The sequence below is a fragment of the Arthrobacter sp. P2b genome (assembly GCF_900168295.1).
Lineage (GTDB): Bacteria > Actinomycetota > Actinomycetes > Actinomycetales > Micrococcaceae > Arthrobacter.
The window spans coordinates 81,920-98,708 of sequence record NZ_FVZL01000014.1 but is presented as its reverse complement, the minus strand read 5'-3'; the positions used below and the strand labels follow the sequence as shown (position 1 = coordinate 98,708).

15 protein-coding genes, 1 tRNA gene and 1 pseudogene are annotated in these 16,789 nt (G+C 67.1%); 8 read left to right on the top strand and 9 right to left on the bottom strand.

Annotation, left to right across the window (positions count from 1 at the left end):
• The 7 genes and pseudogenes from B5520_RS17445 to B5520_RS17415 form a co-directional block, all read right to left on the bottom strand.
• Positions 1–242 (bottom strand): annotated as a pseudogene (locus B5520_RS17445) (amino acid permease); the annotation flags it as partial.
• Between the two features lie 77 nt (positions 243–319).
• Positions 320–1,288, bottom strand: a complete 969-nt coding sequence (locus B5520_RS17440) for a glutaminase (protein WP_079598334.1) — start codon at positions 1,286–1,288, stop codon at positions 320–322.
• On the bottom strand, positions 1,285–2,883 hold the full coding sequence (locus tag B5520_RS17435; protein WP_079598333.1) for a PucR family transcriptional regulator: 1,599 nt from the start codon (positions 2,881–2,883) through the stop codon (positions 1,285–1,287). Before B5520_RS17435 ends, B5520_RS17440 begins: the two co-directional genes overlap by 4 nt.
• 178 nt (positions 2,884–3,061) lie before the next feature.
• On the bottom strand, positions 3,062–3,820 hold the full coding sequence (locus B5520_RS17430; RefSeq protein ID WP_079598332.1) for a maleylpyruvate isomerase family mycothiol-dependent enzyme: 759 nt from the start codon (positions 3,818–3,820) through the stop codon (positions 3,062–3,064).
• A complete protein-coding gene (locus B5520_RS17425; RefSeq protein ID WP_079598331.1) occupies positions 3,820–4,644 on the bottom strand; it encodes a fumarylacetoacetate hydrolase family protein in 825 nt (274 codons plus the stop codon). The genes B5520_RS17430 and B5520_RS17425 overlap by 1 nt, the downstream gene beginning before the upstream one ends.
• The gene (locus tag B5520_RS17420) at positions 4,644–5,774 is read right to left on the bottom strand and encodes a cupin domain-containing protein (RefSeq protein ID WP_079598346.1); all 1,131 of its coding nucleotides are present in this window, start codon (positions 5,772–5,774) and stop codon (positions 4,644–4,646) included. Before B5520_RS17420 ends, B5520_RS17425 begins: the two co-directional genes overlap by 1 nt.
• A gap of 116 nt (positions 5,775–5,890) precedes the next feature.
• The gene (locus B5520_RS17415; RefSeq protein WP_079598330.1) at positions 5,891–6,697 is read right to left on the bottom strand and encodes an IclR family transcriptional regulator; all 807 of its coding nucleotides are present in this window, start codon (positions 6,695–6,697) and stop codon (positions 5,891–5,893) included.
• Between the two features lie 48 nt (positions 6,698–6,745).
• Between B5520_RS17415 and B5520_RS17410 the strand changes: the two genes are divergently transcribed.
• The 4 genes from B5520_RS17410 to B5520_RS17395 all read left to right on the top strand — a co-directional run bounded on the left by B5520_RS17410 (position 6,746) and on the right by B5520_RS17395 (position 11,491).
• The gene (locus tag B5520_RS17410; RefSeq protein ID WP_079598329.1) at positions 6,746–8,086 is read left to right on the top strand and encodes an MFS transporter; all 1,341 of its coding nucleotides are present in this window, start codon (positions 6,746–6,748) and stop codon (positions 8,084–8,086) included.
• Positions 8,083–9,342, top strand: a complete 1,260-nt coding sequence (locus B5520_RS17405; RefSeq protein WP_079598328.1) for an FAD-dependent oxidoreductase — start codon at positions 8,083–8,085, stop codon at positions 9,340–9,342. The genes B5520_RS17410 and B5520_RS17405 overlap by 4 nt, the downstream gene beginning before the upstream one ends.
• A 122-nt stretch (positions 9,343–9,464) precedes the next feature.
• Positions 9,465–9,938, top strand: a complete 474-nt coding sequence (locus B5520_RS17400) for a MarR family winged helix-turn-helix transcriptional regulator (RefSeq protein ID WP_079598327.1) — start codon at positions 9,465–9,467, stop codon at positions 9,936–9,938.
• Between the two features lie 89 nt (positions 9,939–10,027).
• Positions 10,028–11,491: an MFS transporter gene (locus B5520_RS17395; RefSeq protein ID WP_079598345.1), complete on the top strand. Its 1,464-nt coding sequence runs from the start codon at positions 10,028–10,030 to the stop codon at positions 11,489–11,491.
• 165 nt (positions 11,492–11,656) lie between these two features.
• Here the strand turns inward: B5520_RS17395 and B5520_RS17390 are convergent, their stop codons facing one another.
• Both B5520_RS17390 and B5520_RS17385 read right to left on the bottom strand, forming a co-directional pair.
• Positions 11,657–12,238: a dihydrofolate reductase family protein gene (locus tag B5520_RS17390; RefSeq protein ID WP_079598326.1), complete on the bottom strand. Its 582-nt coding sequence runs from the start codon at positions 12,236–12,238 to the stop codon at positions 11,657–11,659.
• A 120-nt stretch (positions 12,239–12,358) separates the two neighbouring features.
• A tRNA-Ser gene (locus tag B5520_RS17385) sits at positions 12,359–12,448 on the bottom strand.
• Between the two features lie 108 nt (positions 12,449–12,556).
• Here B5520_RS17385 and B5520_RS17380 point away from each other — a divergent pair.
• The 4 genes from B5520_RS17380 to B5520_RS17365 all read left to right on the top strand — a co-directional run bounded on the left by B5520_RS17380 (position 12,557) and on the right by B5520_RS17365 (position 16,774).
• Positions 12,557–14,008 (top strand): HNH endonuclease signature motif containing protein, encoded by a 1,452-nt coding sequence (locus B5520_RS17380; protein ID WP_079598325.1) that lies wholly within the window; start codon positions 12,557–12,559, stop codon positions 14,006–14,008.
• Positions 14,009–14,173: 165 nt separating this feature from the next.
• Positions 14,174–15,208, top strand: a complete 1,035-nt coding sequence (locus B5520_RS17375) for a zinc-dependent alcohol dehydrogenase (RefSeq protein ID WP_079598324.1) — start codon at positions 14,174–14,176, stop codon at positions 15,206–15,208.
• 60 nt (positions 15,209–15,268) lie between these two features.
• Entirely contained in the window at positions 15,269–15,664 is a 396-nt protein-coding gene (locus B5520_RS17370) for a 6-pyruvoyl trahydropterin synthase family protein (RefSeq protein ID WP_079598323.1), read from the top strand.
• 3 nt (positions 15,665–15,667) lie between these two features.
• Positions 15,668–16,774: a glycosyltransferase family 4 protein gene (locus B5520_RS17365; protein WP_079598322.1), complete on the top strand. Its 1,107-nt coding sequence runs from the start codon at positions 15,668–15,670 to the stop codon at positions 16,772–16,774.
• Positions 16,775–16,789: the final 15 nt, after the last annotated feature.

Here is a 16,789-nt window from a genome sequence, read left to right as displayed (position 1 = left end):
GCGAAGAATCCGCAGACCGCGTACGCGATGACCAGCGACGGGCCCGCTGCGTTCAGCCGCCCGCCGGCGCCCAGGAACAGGCCGGTACCGATCGCGCCGCCGATCGCGATCATCTGGACCTGCCGGGGTTTGAGGTTCTTGTGGTAACCCTTGTCCTCGGCATGCAACGCCGACTCGGAAGCATGGGCGTGGCCGCCGTCAAGCTGGGAAATCTCAACCTCGTCATTGGGGTTGTTGGGCATGGGTGATCCTTTCGATACGGAGAAGATCCTGCTGGTTGGGGAAAGAAGCTGTGGGGAGTGCAGCCGGGGGGGGAAACCTAGAAGACGGACCAGCCGGTGCGGTCCGAAAGATCAGCCAGGGCCGCGGTGCCGGCCAGGGAATTGCCCTTGGCGTCCAGGCGCGGGCTCCAGACGCAGATGGCGCACTGGCCCGGGACGATGACCAGGACGCCGCCGCCCACGCCGCTTTTGCCGGGCAGGCCCACACGGTAGGCGAACTCGCCCGCGGCGTCATACATGCCGCAGGTGAGCATGATGGACCCGATCCGTTTCGCCTCGCTCCTGGACAGGACGGTTCCTTGCGTGCCCTGGCCGTTGTTGGCAAGGAACAGTCCAGCCCTGGCCAGTTCAACGCAGGTCATCATGATGGAGCACTGCCGGACATAGTTGTGGACCACGGCTTCGGCCGGCCGCCGAAGGTTGCCGAAGTCCTTCAGGAAGTGGGCCAGGGCAAGGTTGCGGCTGCTGCGGGCCAGCTCGCTGGCCGCGGCAGCCTCGTCGATAAAGGGTCCCGCTGCCCCGGACCCTGCCATTCCGGAAACTGACTGACGGTTCCCCGCCTGTCCGGTGACGAACCGCAGAAGCTGCGTGGCGGCGTCGGACGTTTCTTCCATCAGGTGGTCGGTAACCACCAGCGCGCCCGCGTTGATGAAGGGATTGCGCGGGATGCCGTGCTCAACCTCCAGCTGCACCAGGGAGTTGAAGGATGTTCCGGACGGTTCGCGCAGGACCCGGGTCCAGAGGCTTCCCGGGCTGCTCCCCTGGAGCGCCATGGCGAGCGTAAAAACCTTGGAGATGCTCTGGATGGAGAAGGGGACGTACGCGTCGCCGGAGCTGAAGACTTCGCCGCCGGTGGTGGCAACGGCTATCCCGAAGCTGTCGAAAGGCACGTTCGCCAGGAACGGGATGTTGGTGGGGACGGTGCCGGACTCCTGCCGGGGGCGGTGGCTGCGGACGATGTCATCGAGCAGCGGGCCCAGGGGCGGCGCTTCGAGAAGTGTGGTCATTTCCTGCCTGAACGATCGTTGTGCGCAGCGGCCCATTCCTGGAGGTGGAGCATGGCCACCAGCGCGTCGCGCGGGTTGCCGAAGTCCAGGCCTGTGGAGCGGGCGGCCTTGCTGACGCGGTAGTAGACGGTGTTTTTGTGAAGGGCCAGGCGCCGTGCGCACTCGGCAACGTCGAATGACGCGTCGAAGTACACCCGCAGGGTTTCGGCGAGTTCGGCGTCCCCCTGGAGCAGCGCCGCCAGGCTGCGGTGGCGGAAGGGCGAGGAGGTGAAGTTCGTGACGGCTTCGCGGAACAGGATTTCGCCTTCGAAGTCGTCCACGGTTGCCACGGCGGCGTCCGGTGACGTGGCAACGCAGGCCAGCAGGGCCTCGGTGATGCGGGTGGCCGAGTGGATGGTGAGCAGGTTCGGCACCACGGGGCTGATGGCCGCGAACGGACTGATGCCCAGATGCTTGCGGGCGTCGCGGACGATGGCCTCGGCAAGCGTGCGCAGCCCCGGTTCCACGGCTGCAGACTGCAGGCCCGGGACGATGACGGCAGTGTCCCCGTTGAACTGCCCGACGACGGCGGACGCCTTGTAGGCAGCGGCATGGATGGAGGCGAGGTTGGCAAGTTCGCCGTGCTTGAGTGCGGCGTCGTCGGCCTGGGACTGCGCGTCGGACATGCCAATCAGGATCAGCGCGGCCGGGTGCTCCGCCGGGATCTTTTCGCTGTGGGCGCTGGCTGCCGCCTCTGCCGGACCGGACAGGATCCGGACAATGCGGTCTTCGCGCATGTGCACCGACTGCTGGTTGCGGTAGCGGATCAGTTCGGCCGAAACGCGGGCGGCGGACCCGGTGAGGACATAGTCGACGTCCGGCCCGAAGCCGTCCCCGGTTTCCTGCAGCCAGATGTAGCCCATGATCCGCTCACCGGCGAAGAGCGTGATGGCAACCCGTTCCCGCAGCCCGTCCTGCGGGCGTGCCGGAACACGGACCGGCAGCCGGGTGCGGTGAAGTTCGCGGTAGGCGCCAAGGTCCTTGAGCAGCAGCTCGTATTTCCGCGGCCCGCGCCGGGCCAGGATGGAGGCTTTCCGCAGCTCGTCGATGTCGTTCGAGACGGTGGAGTAGGCCAGGACCTTGTTGGCGGCATCCTCGATGACAACGTGGCTTGAGGTCAGCCGGGCCGTGGTCTGGGCGATGGCAAAAAGGTCCTCTTCCAGCAGCGTGAGGACTTCGCTCTGGTAGCTGGGCGGCTGGATGCGGTCCTTGGCGATGGACAGCAGCCGGTCCCAGTCGGCGCCCGGATCCACCACGAGCAGCCCGGTACCCGCGGCGTGGAGCAGTTCCTCGGCTTCGGCGAGGTCTTCGCGGCTGCCTTTGACGGCAACCACCGGCGGCGGGTTCCGCAGGAGCCTGCGGAGCGCGGGCAACGCTGACCGGCCCCGCACGCCGATCAGGAGGACAAAGGCCCCACCGGCGTCGGCGGCTTCATCGTCGGCGTCCAGGATCAGGAACCGTTCGATGGCAGCGCCGGCCGGGCCGGGCCGCAGGATGAGGCTGGCGAAACCCAGGGGGAGATCCGAGAGGATGTCGTCCACCGTAACCGCGGCCATGGGGTTCCTTTTGCGCTCGATCCGTCCGGACGGCTCTGTCCGGTCACATCATGGTATCCAGCGCACAGGGCCTTAAATATGGAACCTGGTCCAACTCGGGCGGCCGTTCTTTGGGCAGCGTTCCGAGGAACCAGGTTCCGTACCTGGGGTTGAAAAAGCGCAGGTCAGAGCACGCAGCTCAGATCCAAGCAGGCGCCGCGGGCACCGGTGTGACCGGTCCGCCGTTGTGCCAAGCGGAGGTCCTGGCTGTGCCGCGGCCGGTGGCCCACTGCGCGATGGCGGCGAGGGGGCCGGAGACCACCAGGGGTGAGGCGGACACGGCATCCCCGAACAACAGTGCGGCGGGCTGTCCGGTGACTTCCACCCTCAGGCCCTGGTCGGTGCCGCGGGTGGCCCAGGCTCCGGTGACGTCCTTGAGGAGCCGTGCCAGGACGGGTTCCGGGATCTCGGCGAAGGAGGCGCCGTTGTCCAGGTCGACTGCGTGGAGCCAGACTTCGCGGGTTCGCATCCAGACGGTTTCCTCGGCAGCAACAATCCTTCCCTGGGCGGTTTTGACCTTGTGATGCCAGGCGTCGGCGGGCAGGTCGCGCCATTCGACGTTCAGGTGGATGGCGGAGTGGTCGAAGAGGTTCCGCAGCGCGATGGGGCTGAGTGTGGAGCCAAAAGCGATCTCGTGGTTCCGGGCCTCCGGGGAGGCATACATTGGAGTCTCCACCCCGGTGGCCGCCCACTCAGTCAGCCTGGCGATGGCGCGCGCGTTGTAGCCGACATGTGCCACGACGTGCCGGCGGGTCCAGCCCGGCAGCAGCGATGCGCCGTCCAGGTCCGCGTCGGAAAGCTCGTTGAGCTTGCGGGCGAAGAACGCGGTGCCCCGGCGCACCTGGAGCAGTGCGTCCAGGAGCGCCGGGTCCTTCGTCTGGTCGTGGCGGGCTGCCATCAGGCTTCCTTGACCACGCGGTTGGTCAGCTGTCCCAGTCCATCGATCGTGGTGACCAGGACCTGGCCTTCCTGCAGGTAGCGCTTGGGGTCCTGTGCGTGCCCCACGCCGCCGGGGGTGCCGGTGGCGATGACGTCGCCGGGGTTCAGCGTGATGATGGTGGAGATGTAGGACACCAGGAATTCGGGGGTGAACACCAGGTCCGAGGTGGGGGTGGACTGCTGGACGTCGCCGTCCACCGCGGAGGTCATGAGCGGGCCGGGGGTGAATTCGTCCTTGGTGACCAGGGCGGGGCCGAACGGGGTGGACTTCTCCCAGGTCTTTCCCTGCAGCCACTGGATGGTGCGGAACTGGTAGTCCCGCATGCTGATGTCGTTCAGGACGCCGTAGCCGGCGATGTGGTCCGCGGCGTCGGCTTCGCTGATGCGGCGGCCCTGCTTGCCGATGACGAGGGCGAGTTCGGCTTCCCAGTCCACGGTGTCTGATTCCTGCGGGAGGGCCAGGTCGTCGTTGGGCCCGATCAGGGATTCGGCGTACTTGGCGAACAGGGTGGGGTATTCGGGGACTTCGCGGCCCATTTCCTTGATGTGGTTGCGGTAGTTGTGGCCCACGCAGATGATCTTCCCGGGGGAGGGCACGACGGCGGCGAGGTCGGCGCCGTCGAGGGCGTGTGTTGCGCCGTTGGCTGCCTTCGCCGTGGTTTCCCAGGCGGGGTCCTGCAGCAGGGCGCCGACGTCGCCGAACCCGGAAATTTCGGTGAGGGTGTCGCCGTCCTGGCGGACCGCCGTCGTGCCTTCGGAAGTGCGGAGGGTGAGGAGTCTCATTACTTGGTGCGTCCTTCGATGTAGGTGCGGTTGAAGTTCAGGCGTTCAAAGATGGGGGCGTCGCTGAAGCGGAAGAGGTCGAATTCGGTGCCGGCCTGCAGGGACCATTCCTGCCAGGAGGGGACGACGAACAGGTCGCCCTTGGCCAGGTTTTTGGGTTCGCCGTTGAGCACCACGGTGCCCGTGCCTTCGAAGACCTGCCAGACGCTGGACCCCACCTCGCGGAGGGGTTCGGTGGCGGCGCCGGCGCGCAGGCGGTGGAACTCGGCGCGGATGGTGGGCATCACGTCCCCGCCGGTGGTCGGGTTGGTGAACCGGACGGCGGCGTGGCCCTGGGACACCGTGGCGGGGTGGCTCTCGTCCTCCAGCAGGAGCTGTTCACGGAGCGCGGCGTCCGTGTGCTCCCACCGGTAGGCGGCGATGGGGGAGTTGGTGGTGTCCTCCAGGCCGGAGAGCGGGCGCAGGCCGGGGTGGGCCCAGAGGCGTTCGGAGCGGGAGATGTCCGGGGTGGCTTCGTCGGTGACGCGTTCGGTGCCGAACTCGAAGAACCCGGCATCCGTGTAGTGGACGAACGGGATGTCCAGGCCGTCGATCCAGGCCATGGGCTGGTCTGTGTCGTTGTGGTGGCCGTGGAAGTTCCAGCCCGGCGTCAGCAGGAAGTCCCCGCGGCGCATGGCCACCGGGTCCCCGTTCACCACGGTCCACACGCCTTCGCCCTCGACGACGAAGCGGAAGGCGTTCTGCGAGTGTCGGTGCTCGGGGGCGGTCTCATGGGCGCCGAGGTACTGGATGGCGGCCCACAGCGTGGGGGTTGCGTAGGGGGTGTTGCCCAGGCCGGGGTTGGCGAGGGCAATGGCCCGGCGTTCCCCGCCCCGGCCCACGGGCACCAGGTCACCGGCGCGGGCGGCCAACGGGTAGAGGTCGCTCCACCGCCACACATGGGGCACAGCCTTTGGCGACGGGACCATCGGCATCAGGTCCGCGATTTCCGTCCACAAGGGGATCAGGTTTTCCCTGTCGAAGTCCTTGTAGAGCTGCTCAAGCTGGGCAGCCTCTTCGGGAGTGGGGTCCGGAAGGGACATTCCCTGGGCTACGGACTCGTGCGTGTGGTTTTCAGCGCTGATGGACACGGTGGCCTTCTCCTTGCATGCGGACTGGTTGCGGCGTGCATTCGACACTAAGGAGAGCGGAGTGTGATCCCCATCTAATTCTGGTGTGCAGAAATTATTGTGGGGACGGGACCTGCTTAGGTCCGGGCGGCGGGGTCCACCGGATTGGCTGCGATGTCGATCTCCAGCTGCCTCCGGGTTTCCATCATCACCGCAACGAGGCCGGCATCGAACAGGCGGCGGAACCTGGCCACCGGGGTTGCGACGCTGATGGCGCCCACCACATTGCCCCGGCCGTTATGGAGGGCTACACCGAATGCGCTGATCCCTTCCTCGGTGCCTTCGAAGTTCGCCGCGAACCCGTTGCTGCGGATGGTTTCCAGTTCGCGCAGGAAGCCGGGGTATTCGTCATCCGGAATGTTGTCGCCGCCGATCTCCGCGTTGGGGCTGCGGAACAGCTGTTCGAGCATTGCCGGATCCAGTTCGGCCAGCATTGCCTTCCCGCCCGAGGCCTTGTTGGCCGGCATAACTGTTCCCTGGCGGTCGCCCACCCGCAGCGCGTTGGTGCCTTCCACGGTGTCCAGGAAACGCACCTTGGTTCCCACCCTGATCATCAGGTTCACGGTTTCGCTGGTCCGGGAGCTGAGCAGCTCCATGTGCGGCCGGGCCAGTTCACGCAGCGGCCGGGTCCAGTTGACGCCCGCCGGGCCTGCGCCCATCGCCGGACCGGGAACGTAACGCCGCGTTTCGTCCTGCACCGCAAACCCCCGGTACACCAGCATGGCCAGCAGCCGGTGGGCGGTGGACGGCGCCACTTTCAGTTCTTCGGCGGCGTCCTTGAGCCGGAGGCTGCCGACGTCGCGCAGGAGCTGGAGGAGCTGCAGGGCGTTGTCCACGGCCTCGATGGGGTACGTGGGCATCCGGCGGGCCGGAAGATTCTGCATGCCAGAATCTTATAGGCGGTGCAGGGGAGCGGCCAGCACAGTAGTGGGATGAATCACACACCTTCCGCTGCAGTGCCGCAGCGCCCATCTGCGGGCACCATACCCGCCGGCACGGGTCCCGGGACTGCAGGCTCCGGGCCGGCCGCGTTTCCCAGGCGTTCTGTCATGGCCGTCCTGGTCTGCTGGCTGTTGGTCGTCTTCGACGGCTACGACCTCATCGTCTACGGGACAGTGCAGGGATCCCTGATCAACGACACCGACTGGGGCCTGACCAAAGCCACGGCGGGGACCGTCGGGTCCATGGCCTTCATCGGCATGATGATCGGGGCAATCTTCGCCGGCCGGATGTCCGACAGCTGGGGCCGGCGGCGGACCATCATCGGGTGCGCGGTGGTTTTCTCCGTGTTCACCATCCTGTGCGCCTTCGCCCCGAACGCTCCGGTGTTCGGCGGCCTGCGGCTGCTCGCCGGAATAGGACTGGGCGGCCTGGTGCCTTCCGCCAACGCGCTGGTGGCTGAACTGGTGCCGGCAAAGTGGCGGTCCACCATTGCCACCCTCATGATGTCCGGTGTCCCCATCGGCGGGTCCATCGCGGCCCTGGTGGGCATCCCGCTCATTCCCGCCTTCGGCTGGCCCATCATGTTCCTGGTGGCCGTCCTCGCGCTGGTGGTGGTCATTCCGCTGGGCCTGCGCTACCTGCCGGAGACACTGCCGCCGGCGGTAACTGGCGTAGCCGGGGAAACCGGAACCGCCGGGAACGACGCAGGCAAGGAGCCCGTCGGCTTCGGATCCCTGCTCCGTGCACCGTTCATCGGCATGAGCGTGCTGTATGCCATCGCGACGCTGGTGACGCTGTTCGCCTGGTACGGGCTGGGGACGTGGCTGCCGAACCTCATGCAGCTTGCGGGCTACAACCTGGGCTCCGCCCTGACGTTCGCGCTGGCGCTGAACCTCGGAGCTGTGGCCGGTTCGGTGATCACCGCCTGGGCGGGCACCCGCTTCGGACCCATACCCACGGCCATCGCGGCAGCCGCCGTCGCCGCCGCCGGACTGCTGGTCCTGGTCACAGGGCCACCGGTCGCCGTCGTCTATCTCATGCTGGTGCTCGCCGGGGTGGGAACGCACGGCACCCAATGCCTCATCATCGCCGCGGTGGCCAGCCACTATCCGGCGCACCTGCGGGGCACCGCACTTGGCTGGGCACTCGGCGTCGGCCGGGTCGGCGCCGTCGCCGCCCCGCAGGTGGGCGGGCTGCTGCTCGCAGCAGGCCTGGGCGTCAACTCAAACTTCCTGGCATTTGCCGGGGCAGCCGCCGCAGCAGCCGTGCTGCTCGGAATCATCGGCACCAAAATCGCATCGACCACCAAAGCAGTAGGAGTTTCACAATGACCAACATCAAAGCGTCCACCGATGTCCTGGTAGTGGGCGGCGGCATGGCCGGGCTTGCCGGGGCGCTCGCCCTGAAGGAGAACGGCGCCGACGTCACCCTGGTGGAGGTGGCCCCCGCCTTCGGCGAAGTGGGCGCCGGACTCCAGATGGCACCCAACGCCTCGCGGGTGCTCAAGCGCTGGGGCCTGCTGGAGAAGGCCCTGGAGATCGGCGTGCAGCCCAAGCACCTGGTGTTCCGCGACGCCGTCACCGGCGAGGAACTGACCCGCCAGACCCTCGGCGGTGAATTCGAGGAGCGCTACGGAGCCCCCTACGTGGTGATCCACCGCAGCGACCTGCACCGGATCCTGCTCGAAGCCTGCCAGGCAGCCGGCGTCACCCTGGTCAACGACGTCCTGGTCCAGAAGGTGGAGACCGACGGCGGCAAGGCCCGGGCCTACACCGCCGCCGGCGCAGTGTACGAGGCAGACGCAGTCCTGGCAGCAGACGGCCTGAAGTCCACCCTCCGTGGCACCGTGGCCAATGACGGTCCCGTCTCGTCGGCCTACGTTGCCTACCGCGGAACCGTGCCCATCACGTCCGAGACCCCCGCCGCGGACCTCGAGGACGTCATTGTCTACCTCGGGCCGAACTGCCACCTTGTCCAGTACCCGCTGCGCAAAGGCGAGCTGCTGAACACCGTGGCGGTCTTCAAGTCCGCCTCGTTCGAGCGCGGTGAAGAGCAGTACGGGGGCGTTGACGAGCTTGAGGCCGCCTATGCCGGCTGCGTCCCCGCCGTGCAGGAAGCCCTGAAGAACCTGGCCACCGGCATCCGCTGGCCGATGTATGACCGGGATCCGATCGAAAACTGGGTTGCCGGCCGGATGGCACTCATCGGGGACGCGGCGCACCCGATGCTCCAGTACCTGGCGCAGGGTGCATGCCAGGCCCTCGAGGATGCAGCGGTCCTGCAGGACACCACCCGCGGCAGCGTCTTCACCGCCGACGGCATTGATGCAAGTGCGTGGGAGACTGCCTTCCGCGATTTCAACGAGGCCCGCGCAGCCAGGACTGCCCGGGTCCAGCGGACCGCGCGGATCTGGGGCGAGTCCTGGCACGTGGACGGTGTGGCCCGGGTGCTGCGGAACATGCTGTTCAAGAGCCGCGGCGACAACAACTTCCAGTACAACGACTGGCTGTACGGCCGCGGCGAGCCGGGCACCCCGGCTGAGGTTCCCGGCCAGGCACCGGCCCACGCGGTCCTGGCAAAAGCCTAAGCAGCAGGTCAGGAAGGCCAGCGGCCGACGGCGGGTGCTTCCCGCCGTCGGCCGCTCTGCCGTGCGCGGGGCTGGTAAGCCGTCCTGGAAAGGTTCGCGCCGGGCTCTCCTATGCTTGGAGGATGCGCCAGTCCACGCCCCCTCACGAAGAAGCAGCGCCGCCGGACCACCGGCCACTGGCGGTGGCGGTCCTGGACATCTCCTTTGAGGTACGGCGGAAATCCCATGAGGGGACCGGGGTGCTGCCCTTGTCCAGTGGGGTGCTTGACGTCATCCGCGTCATCGAGCGGCACCCCGGAATCACGGTGGCGGACGTCGCCGCCCGCCTGGGCCGGCAGTTGAGCAACGTCAGCGCGCAACTGCGCGAACTGGTGGCACTCGGGCTGGTCACCCGGACGCGCGATGCCTCGGACAAGAGGTACGTTGCCCTGCATCCCACGCCCGAAGCTGTCCGGATCAAGGCTCTCCTGGAGGGGGCCTGGGCCAATACCCTCGCCGCGGCCAGCAGCAGGCTGCTGCCCGCGGAGCGTGAGCAGCTCATGGCCGCAGCCCCCGTACTGGAGCGCCTGGCGTCCCTGCTGGCCGAGCCGGAGTAACCGGAATAACACCCAATCCGCGTAGGACTCGACCGTCCAGACACTTATACTTATGTAAGTATTAGTGAAAATAGAAAATGGAGACGCGCGTGGCTACACAGTTAGCAGCGGCTGAGGTTCAGCCTCGGAGCAAAGAAAAAGGGAAGTGGTGGGCGCTGGTTTTCCTGGCGCTTGCCCAGTTCATGGTGGTCCTGGACGGCACGATCGTTAACCTGGCGTTGCCCCGCCTGCAGGTGGAAATGGGCATCAGCGACTCCACCCGCTCGTGGGTGGTGACTGCATACGCACTCGCGCTGGGAGCGTTCCTGCTGCTGGGCGGACGGATCGCAGACTTTTGGGGGCGGAAGCGCACCTTCATCCTGGCAGCGGCCGGGTTCGCCGCAGCGTCCCTCCTGGGCGGAATTGCCCAGCAGTCGTGGGAGCTCATCGGAGCGCGGGCCCTGCAAGGGCTGTTCGCGGCACTTTTGGCACCCGCGGCCCTGGCGCTGTTGACCGTTTCCTTCCCGGGCGGGAAGGAGCGCGGGACTGCCTTTGCTATCTTCGGCTCCATCAGTGGTGTGGGGGCAGCCGTGGGCGTCCTGCTGGGCGGCTTCCTGACGGACTATGTCTCCTGGCGCTGGTGCTTCTTTATCAACGTCCCCATCGCAGTGGTTGCCCTGCTGGGCGTTGGGCGGCGGGTCAGCGAGAGCAGGGCAGGGGGCTCCACCAGGTACGACTGGCCGGGCGTCGTCCTGGCCGCGCTTGGCCTGGGCTCCCTCGTGTTTGGTTTCACCAACGCCGAGCATGGCTGGGGTGCGCCGGAGGCGTGGGGCTTCATCCTGGCCGGTGTGGTGCTGATGGTGCTGTTCGTCGTCGTCGAAAAGAAGGTGCAGCACCCCTTGCTGCCCCTCCGCGTGGCAACGGAACGCAACCGGGCCGCGGCGTTCTGTGCCTCTTTCCTGGCGGGCGCCGTCCTCATCGGCGGCATCCTGTTCATCAACTACTACATCCAGATTGTGCTGGGGTTCGCCCCGTTCATCGCGGGCATCGCATCGCTGCCCATGACGGTGGTGCTGATCGTCACTGCAGGCATCGTCGCCCGGAACCTTCCGGTTCTGGGAGCGAAAATCCCCTCTGCCGTGGGCCCGGTGTTCATGGCCGCAGCCATGCTGTGGCTGACGCAGGTCACAGCAGACGGCAACTATGCGGTCGCCATGCTGCCCGCACTGATCCTCCTGGGTATCGGCCTGGGCATGGTCTTCGTTCCCATGCAGAACCTTGCCCTCTTTGGCGTGGACAAGGACGACGCCGGCGTGGCCAGTGCCCTTGTCAACGCGTCCCAGCAAATCGGCGGCTCCCTGGGGATTGCCCTTTTCAGCACTATTGCCGCGGCGGTAACGGCCGCGGCAGGGGGCACGCAGCTGGCGGCCCTGTCGGCCGGCTACTCCGCCGTGTTCCTTTGGGCGGCAGGCCTGGCCATCCTGGCCGCACCGATCGCCCTGCTGCTGATCGACATCAACCGGAAGACGTTCAGCGGCGCTGCTTCCTCCGACGCGCCGGCGGTCCACCTTTAGGCAAGCCCACTCCGGCAACCCCTTGCCCAACCCAGACGCAGCAAGTGTCGTTGTGAGCCCTCGAAACGACACGTGCTGCGATCCGGTTGGGACGTTCGTCGTTAGGATGGGGCGGTGACTGAACCCTTCGATGCTCGTCTCTAGGCCAGCCGCTTCCTGGGTGAGCTATTCGTTCATCGCCCGCATTCCGTATACCAGCTCGACCAACCCCTGGTCATACGTTGTTGCGCTCTGAAGCTTCAGCACGTTCGGGTCCTGCCCGGACGGAAACACACTCCGGCCCGCGCCGATCGCAATCGGCATCACTACGAGCCTCACCGAGTCCACGACGCCCGCGGCCAGGAAAGTTTCTGCCAGGGTGAGGCTGCCCCAGACGACAATATCGCCGTCGGTCTCGCCCTTGATCCGCTTGATCGCTTCGATGGCGTCGCCGGATTCGACGGCGGCCTCCGCCATATCTCCCCATGGCGCCTTTGCCAGGTGGCGGGAGAAGACGACGCGCCGGAGTCCGTTCAGCAAGGGGGCGATGATCTCGTCCTTGGAGGCCAGGGTGGGCCAGTACTCGGCGAACTCCCGGTAGGTGTTTGCCCCGAGGACCATCGTGTCCACCGTCTTAAGCCACTCCAGCTGGCTGCGGTCGAACTCAGCGGTGCCCCCGTCCAGATATTCGTAGAAGGTGAACTCATTGTTGGCGTCTGCGGCGAAACCGTCGGCGCTGACGAAGTCCTGAATGATCAGTTGCCCCATGGCCTGCTCCTCGCTCCCGTGACGTCGTGGACTTTACGCCGGGGCTTGGAACCCATCAACCCCTCCGGGACAAAGCAAAAGGCCCGTTTCCCTTGGTTTCAGGGAAACGGGCCTTCTCATTGGCGGTGACGGTGGGATTTGAACCCACGTTGGCTTTTACACCAAACAACATTTCGAGTGTTGCACCTTCGGCCGCTCGGACACGTCACCAACCTCAATAGGGTACCGGAGCGAGGCGCACATCCCCAAAACGGGCGGTCAGGCGGCTGAGGCCCTGTGGCCGCCCGCATTGTCAGACCCTCGCGGGATGATGTTTTTATGGGAAGCGCGGCGGTGGTGAGGGCATTTGCGGATATCGATGCCGCTCTTGCTGTGCTGGCTGCGGAGGTGGCTGGGGCGGGTTTGGAGCCGTTTTCGGTGGCTGATCCGCTGCGTGGTTTGGCGGATGGGTGCCTGGACATCCTTGCCGGTGTTGCGGGGTGTGAGGCGCGGCTGGCCGGGTTGAAGGTCCAGGCTGTGGCGGCCTATGCGGAGAGCGACCGGGCGGTGACGCCTGCCGCTGTATCGGCGCAGGCGCAGGAGATGGCGGTGGTCGCCGAGGTCGCGGGTGTGTTGACTATTGGTGCGAGGGCTGCCGGTGTGCTGCTGAACGAGTCCCAGGTGCTGGCCAATGTTTTGCCGTTGACCTTGGCGGGGTTGCAGGACGGGAGCTTGTCGTGGGCTCACGCGAAGGTGGTGGTGGAGGAAACCGCCACCCTGGATCGGGCCGGGGCCGCGGCGCTGGAGGCGCATTTCCTGGGCCCGGACGCACCGAACCCGGCCCGCGGGTGTGCGGGGCCGGGGGAGTTGGTGCCGCACCGGTTCCGGCACAAGGCCCGGACCTGGCGCGAACGCCACCACCCCGAATCCCTTGAAAAACGCCATGCCAGGAGTGTCGCGGAGCGGCGGGTGGAGCACCGTCCGGACCTGGACGGGATGGCCTGGTTCCACGCCTACCTGCCGGCGGACACCGCGTCGGCGATGTGGAACCGCACCACCGCCCTCGCCCGGGGACTGCAGGGCCCGGACGAGTCCCGCACCCTGCCCCAGCTCTGCGCCGACATCTTCGCCGACGCCGTCCTCAGCAACGGACAGAACAGGCGCAACGGGCAGAACGGGCAGCACGGGCAGACCGTGCAGGATTCGGGCGGTACTGTTGCGGACGTCCGCACTCCGCACGCGGAGGTTCTGGTTACGGTGCCCGTGTTCTCCCTCATGGGGCTGACGGATGAACCGGCGATGCTCGATGGCCACGGACCGATCCCGGCGTCGATGGCCCGGAAGCTCGTCGCGGACGGTGCCGGCTCGTTTTACCGGGTGCTGGTGGACCCGCGGGACGGGGCGCCGCTGGAAATCGGGCGCACCAGCTACCGGGTCACCAAAGCGATCCGCCGCTGGCTGCGGATGCGGGACGGGAAGTGCCCGTTCCCTGGTTGCAGCAACAACTCGTTGGACAACGAAGCAGACCATTTGTTGGCGTGGCATCACGGTGGGACCACCGGAATATCCAACCTGGGTCAGCCCTGCCGCAAACACCACCGCCTCAGGCACACCAGCGGCTGGACACCCACCCCGGCCACCAAACACGAACCACCCGGCTGGATTTCACCCTCAGGCCGTCGCTATAAGAGCGAACACCAGGACTGGGAGCCACCACACTGGCCTCGAGGATGCCTGCCCGGGGAAAGAAGCCTTTTCGAAGAGGCGATACTGAAGCGACTGTCTGCCTAGCGGCCGGTTCTGCCTAGCGGCTCTGCCTAACGGTTATGCGGGGGGCTAACGGTTCGGCGCTGGCGGACGTTTCTAAGCTGCACCGGACACAACTTCTGAGAAGACGCACGCCCTCGGTGTCAGACTTTCCCCGCGCCCATCGGTCCAGCTAGATTCATCAGCACAATGACTAACGCGCAGAATCCCGTCCACGCCACCGCTTACTGGACCACCGAACGTGAACACGGCGAGCTCCGGTCCGAGGAACTGCCGGCCCCCGGCCCCGGCGAGGCCCTCGTCCGCGCCCTCTACTCCGGCATCAGCAAGGGCACCGAAATGGTGGTCCACCACGGTGCTGTCCCGCCACGGGTCGCCAACGAAATGCGGGCTCCGCACCAGGAGGGGCAGTTCCCCGGGCCGGTGAAATTCGGATACCTGTCGGTAGGGGTAGTTGAGGACGGGCCGGAGGACTGGAAGGGCCAGCGCGTGTTCTGCCTGAACCCGCACCAGGACCGCTACATCGTCCCGGTTGCCGACCTGACGAGGATTCCTGAAAGCGTCCCCGCCCGCCGGGCCGTCCTCACGGGAACGGTGGAAACCGCAGTCAACGCGCTCTGGGAAGCCGGACCTCGGCTGGGGGACCGGGTTGCAGTGGTAGGGGCAGGCCTGGTGGGCGGCATGGTGGCCACGCTCCTGCGCACCTTCCCCCTGGACCGCCTGCAACTCGTGGACCTGGACCCCGGCAGGAAACAGCTGGCAGATGCGTTGGAGGTTGATTTCGCCCACCCCGATGACGCCTTAGCCGACTGCGACATTGTGTTCCACTGCTCCGCCTCACAGGAGGGCCTGGAACGCAGCCTGCAGCTGGCGGGCGACGAAGGGGACGTAATCGAGATGTCCTGGTACGCGAACCGTGAGGTCACCCTGCCGCTGGGGGAGGACTTCCACGCCCGCCGCCTGTCCATCAGGGCCAGCCAGGTAGGGGTGGTGGCACGTGCCCGCCGCCACCGCCGGACCAACGCAGACCGCCTGGACCTGGCCGTCTCCCTGCTGGCCGACCCGGTGTTCGACGCCTTCCTCACCGGTTCGTCGCCGTTCGACGAGCTGCCCGAGGTGGTGCAGGGCCTGGCCGACGGAACCCTGGAGGCGCTCTGCCACGTCATCGAGTACCCGCAGGACAGCAGCCAGGCCGCCAGCGAGGGCACCAGCCAGGACGCCTGAAACAGCCAGGACGCCAATAAGCCCACCCCGCCCACCGACTCCCAAGCCACGAGGTAATCCATGTTCAGCCTGACCGTCCGCCGCCACTTCATGATCGCCCACAGCCTGCCCCGGGAGGCCTTCGGCCCCGCCCAGGCCCTGCACGGCGCAACCTTCGTCGCGGAAGTGGCGTTCCGCCGTCGTGCCCTCAATGATGACGCCATCGTCCTGGACATCGGCGCCGCAGGCACGGTCATCGAGGAGGTGCTGGCAGGGCTGAACTACCGCAACCTGGACGAACATCCCGACTTCGCCGGCAAGCTCAGCACCACGGAAGCGCTCGCCCGGTACATCGCCCAGTCGGTCGCCGAAAAGATCAAAGATCACGACGACGGCCGCCACCTTGAAGGCATCGACGTCACCCTCCGCGAGAACCCGGACGCGTGGGCCACTTTCTCGCTGGACCTTTCCGCCTGATCCATGCCACCCATCCGCCTGCTGGTTCCCGGCAACATCCACCATCATTCCGGCGGGAACGCCTACAACGCCCGGATGGTGCAAGGGCTGCAGGGATTGGGAGCCGACGTCGAGGTGCTGGCGGTGGAAGGATCCTGGCCCGAGGCCTCGGCGAAGGATCGACGCCGGCTGGGCACGCTTCTCGGGGCGTGGGAACCGGAGGCGGGACGGGGGCCGGCGGTGGTCATCGTGGACGGGTTGGTGGCCGTGGGTGCCCCGGACGAGATGGAGTTTGCAGCCAAGGCAGGGCGCGAGACTTGGGTGCTGCTCCACATGACAGTGCCCGATGGCCCTGGCGGGCCCGCATGGAAGCGGGAGGCGCGCGCTCTTCGCGCCGCTTCGGGCCTCATCAGCACCAGCAGCAGCACAGCGGCCACGTTGACGCAGCGGCACGGGCTTCACGGCATCAGGGTCGCACTGCCCGGCGTGGATCCCGCACCTGTTGCTTCCGGTTCCCGGCCACCCCACATGATTGCCGTGGCCGCCCTCCTGCCCAACAAGGACCAGCTGCTGACGGTTGATGCGTTATCCCGGATCCAGGACCTTGAGTGGACGGCGGCGCTGGTTGGATCCGACCAGGCCGACCCCGCATACGCGGGGAAGGTGCGGGCCGCGATCGCTGCCTACGGATTGGAGGAGCGGGTGCGGCTGACCGGCGAGCTGGTGGGCGAAGAATTGGACCGGGAGTGGGACGCTGCCAACCTGAGCCTCCTGCCGTCCCGGGCTGAGGCGTTCGGAATGGTGGTTACAGAGTCGCTTGCCCGGGGCCTTCCGGTGGTGGTGCGCCAGGGGACGGGAGCGGTGGAAGCGTTGGAGCTTGCCGGACTGGCGGATGACGACGGCGGCCCCCGGCTTCCCGGAGTGGCAGTGCCCCTTGTGCCGGGGGACCGGGAGGGCCCGGCCAGGCTGGCTGAGGTGCTGCGCGGCTGGCTCGGGGACCCGGACATCCGTCAGGCATGGCGGCGGGCCGCCATGGAAGCCCGGACCCGTCTGCCGGACTGGAACCGGACCGCGGAGACTGTCCTGGAGGCCCTCGCCACACCCGGCCCAAAAGGCACGTCCGCCCGTTAGGCGCCCCGCTGAATC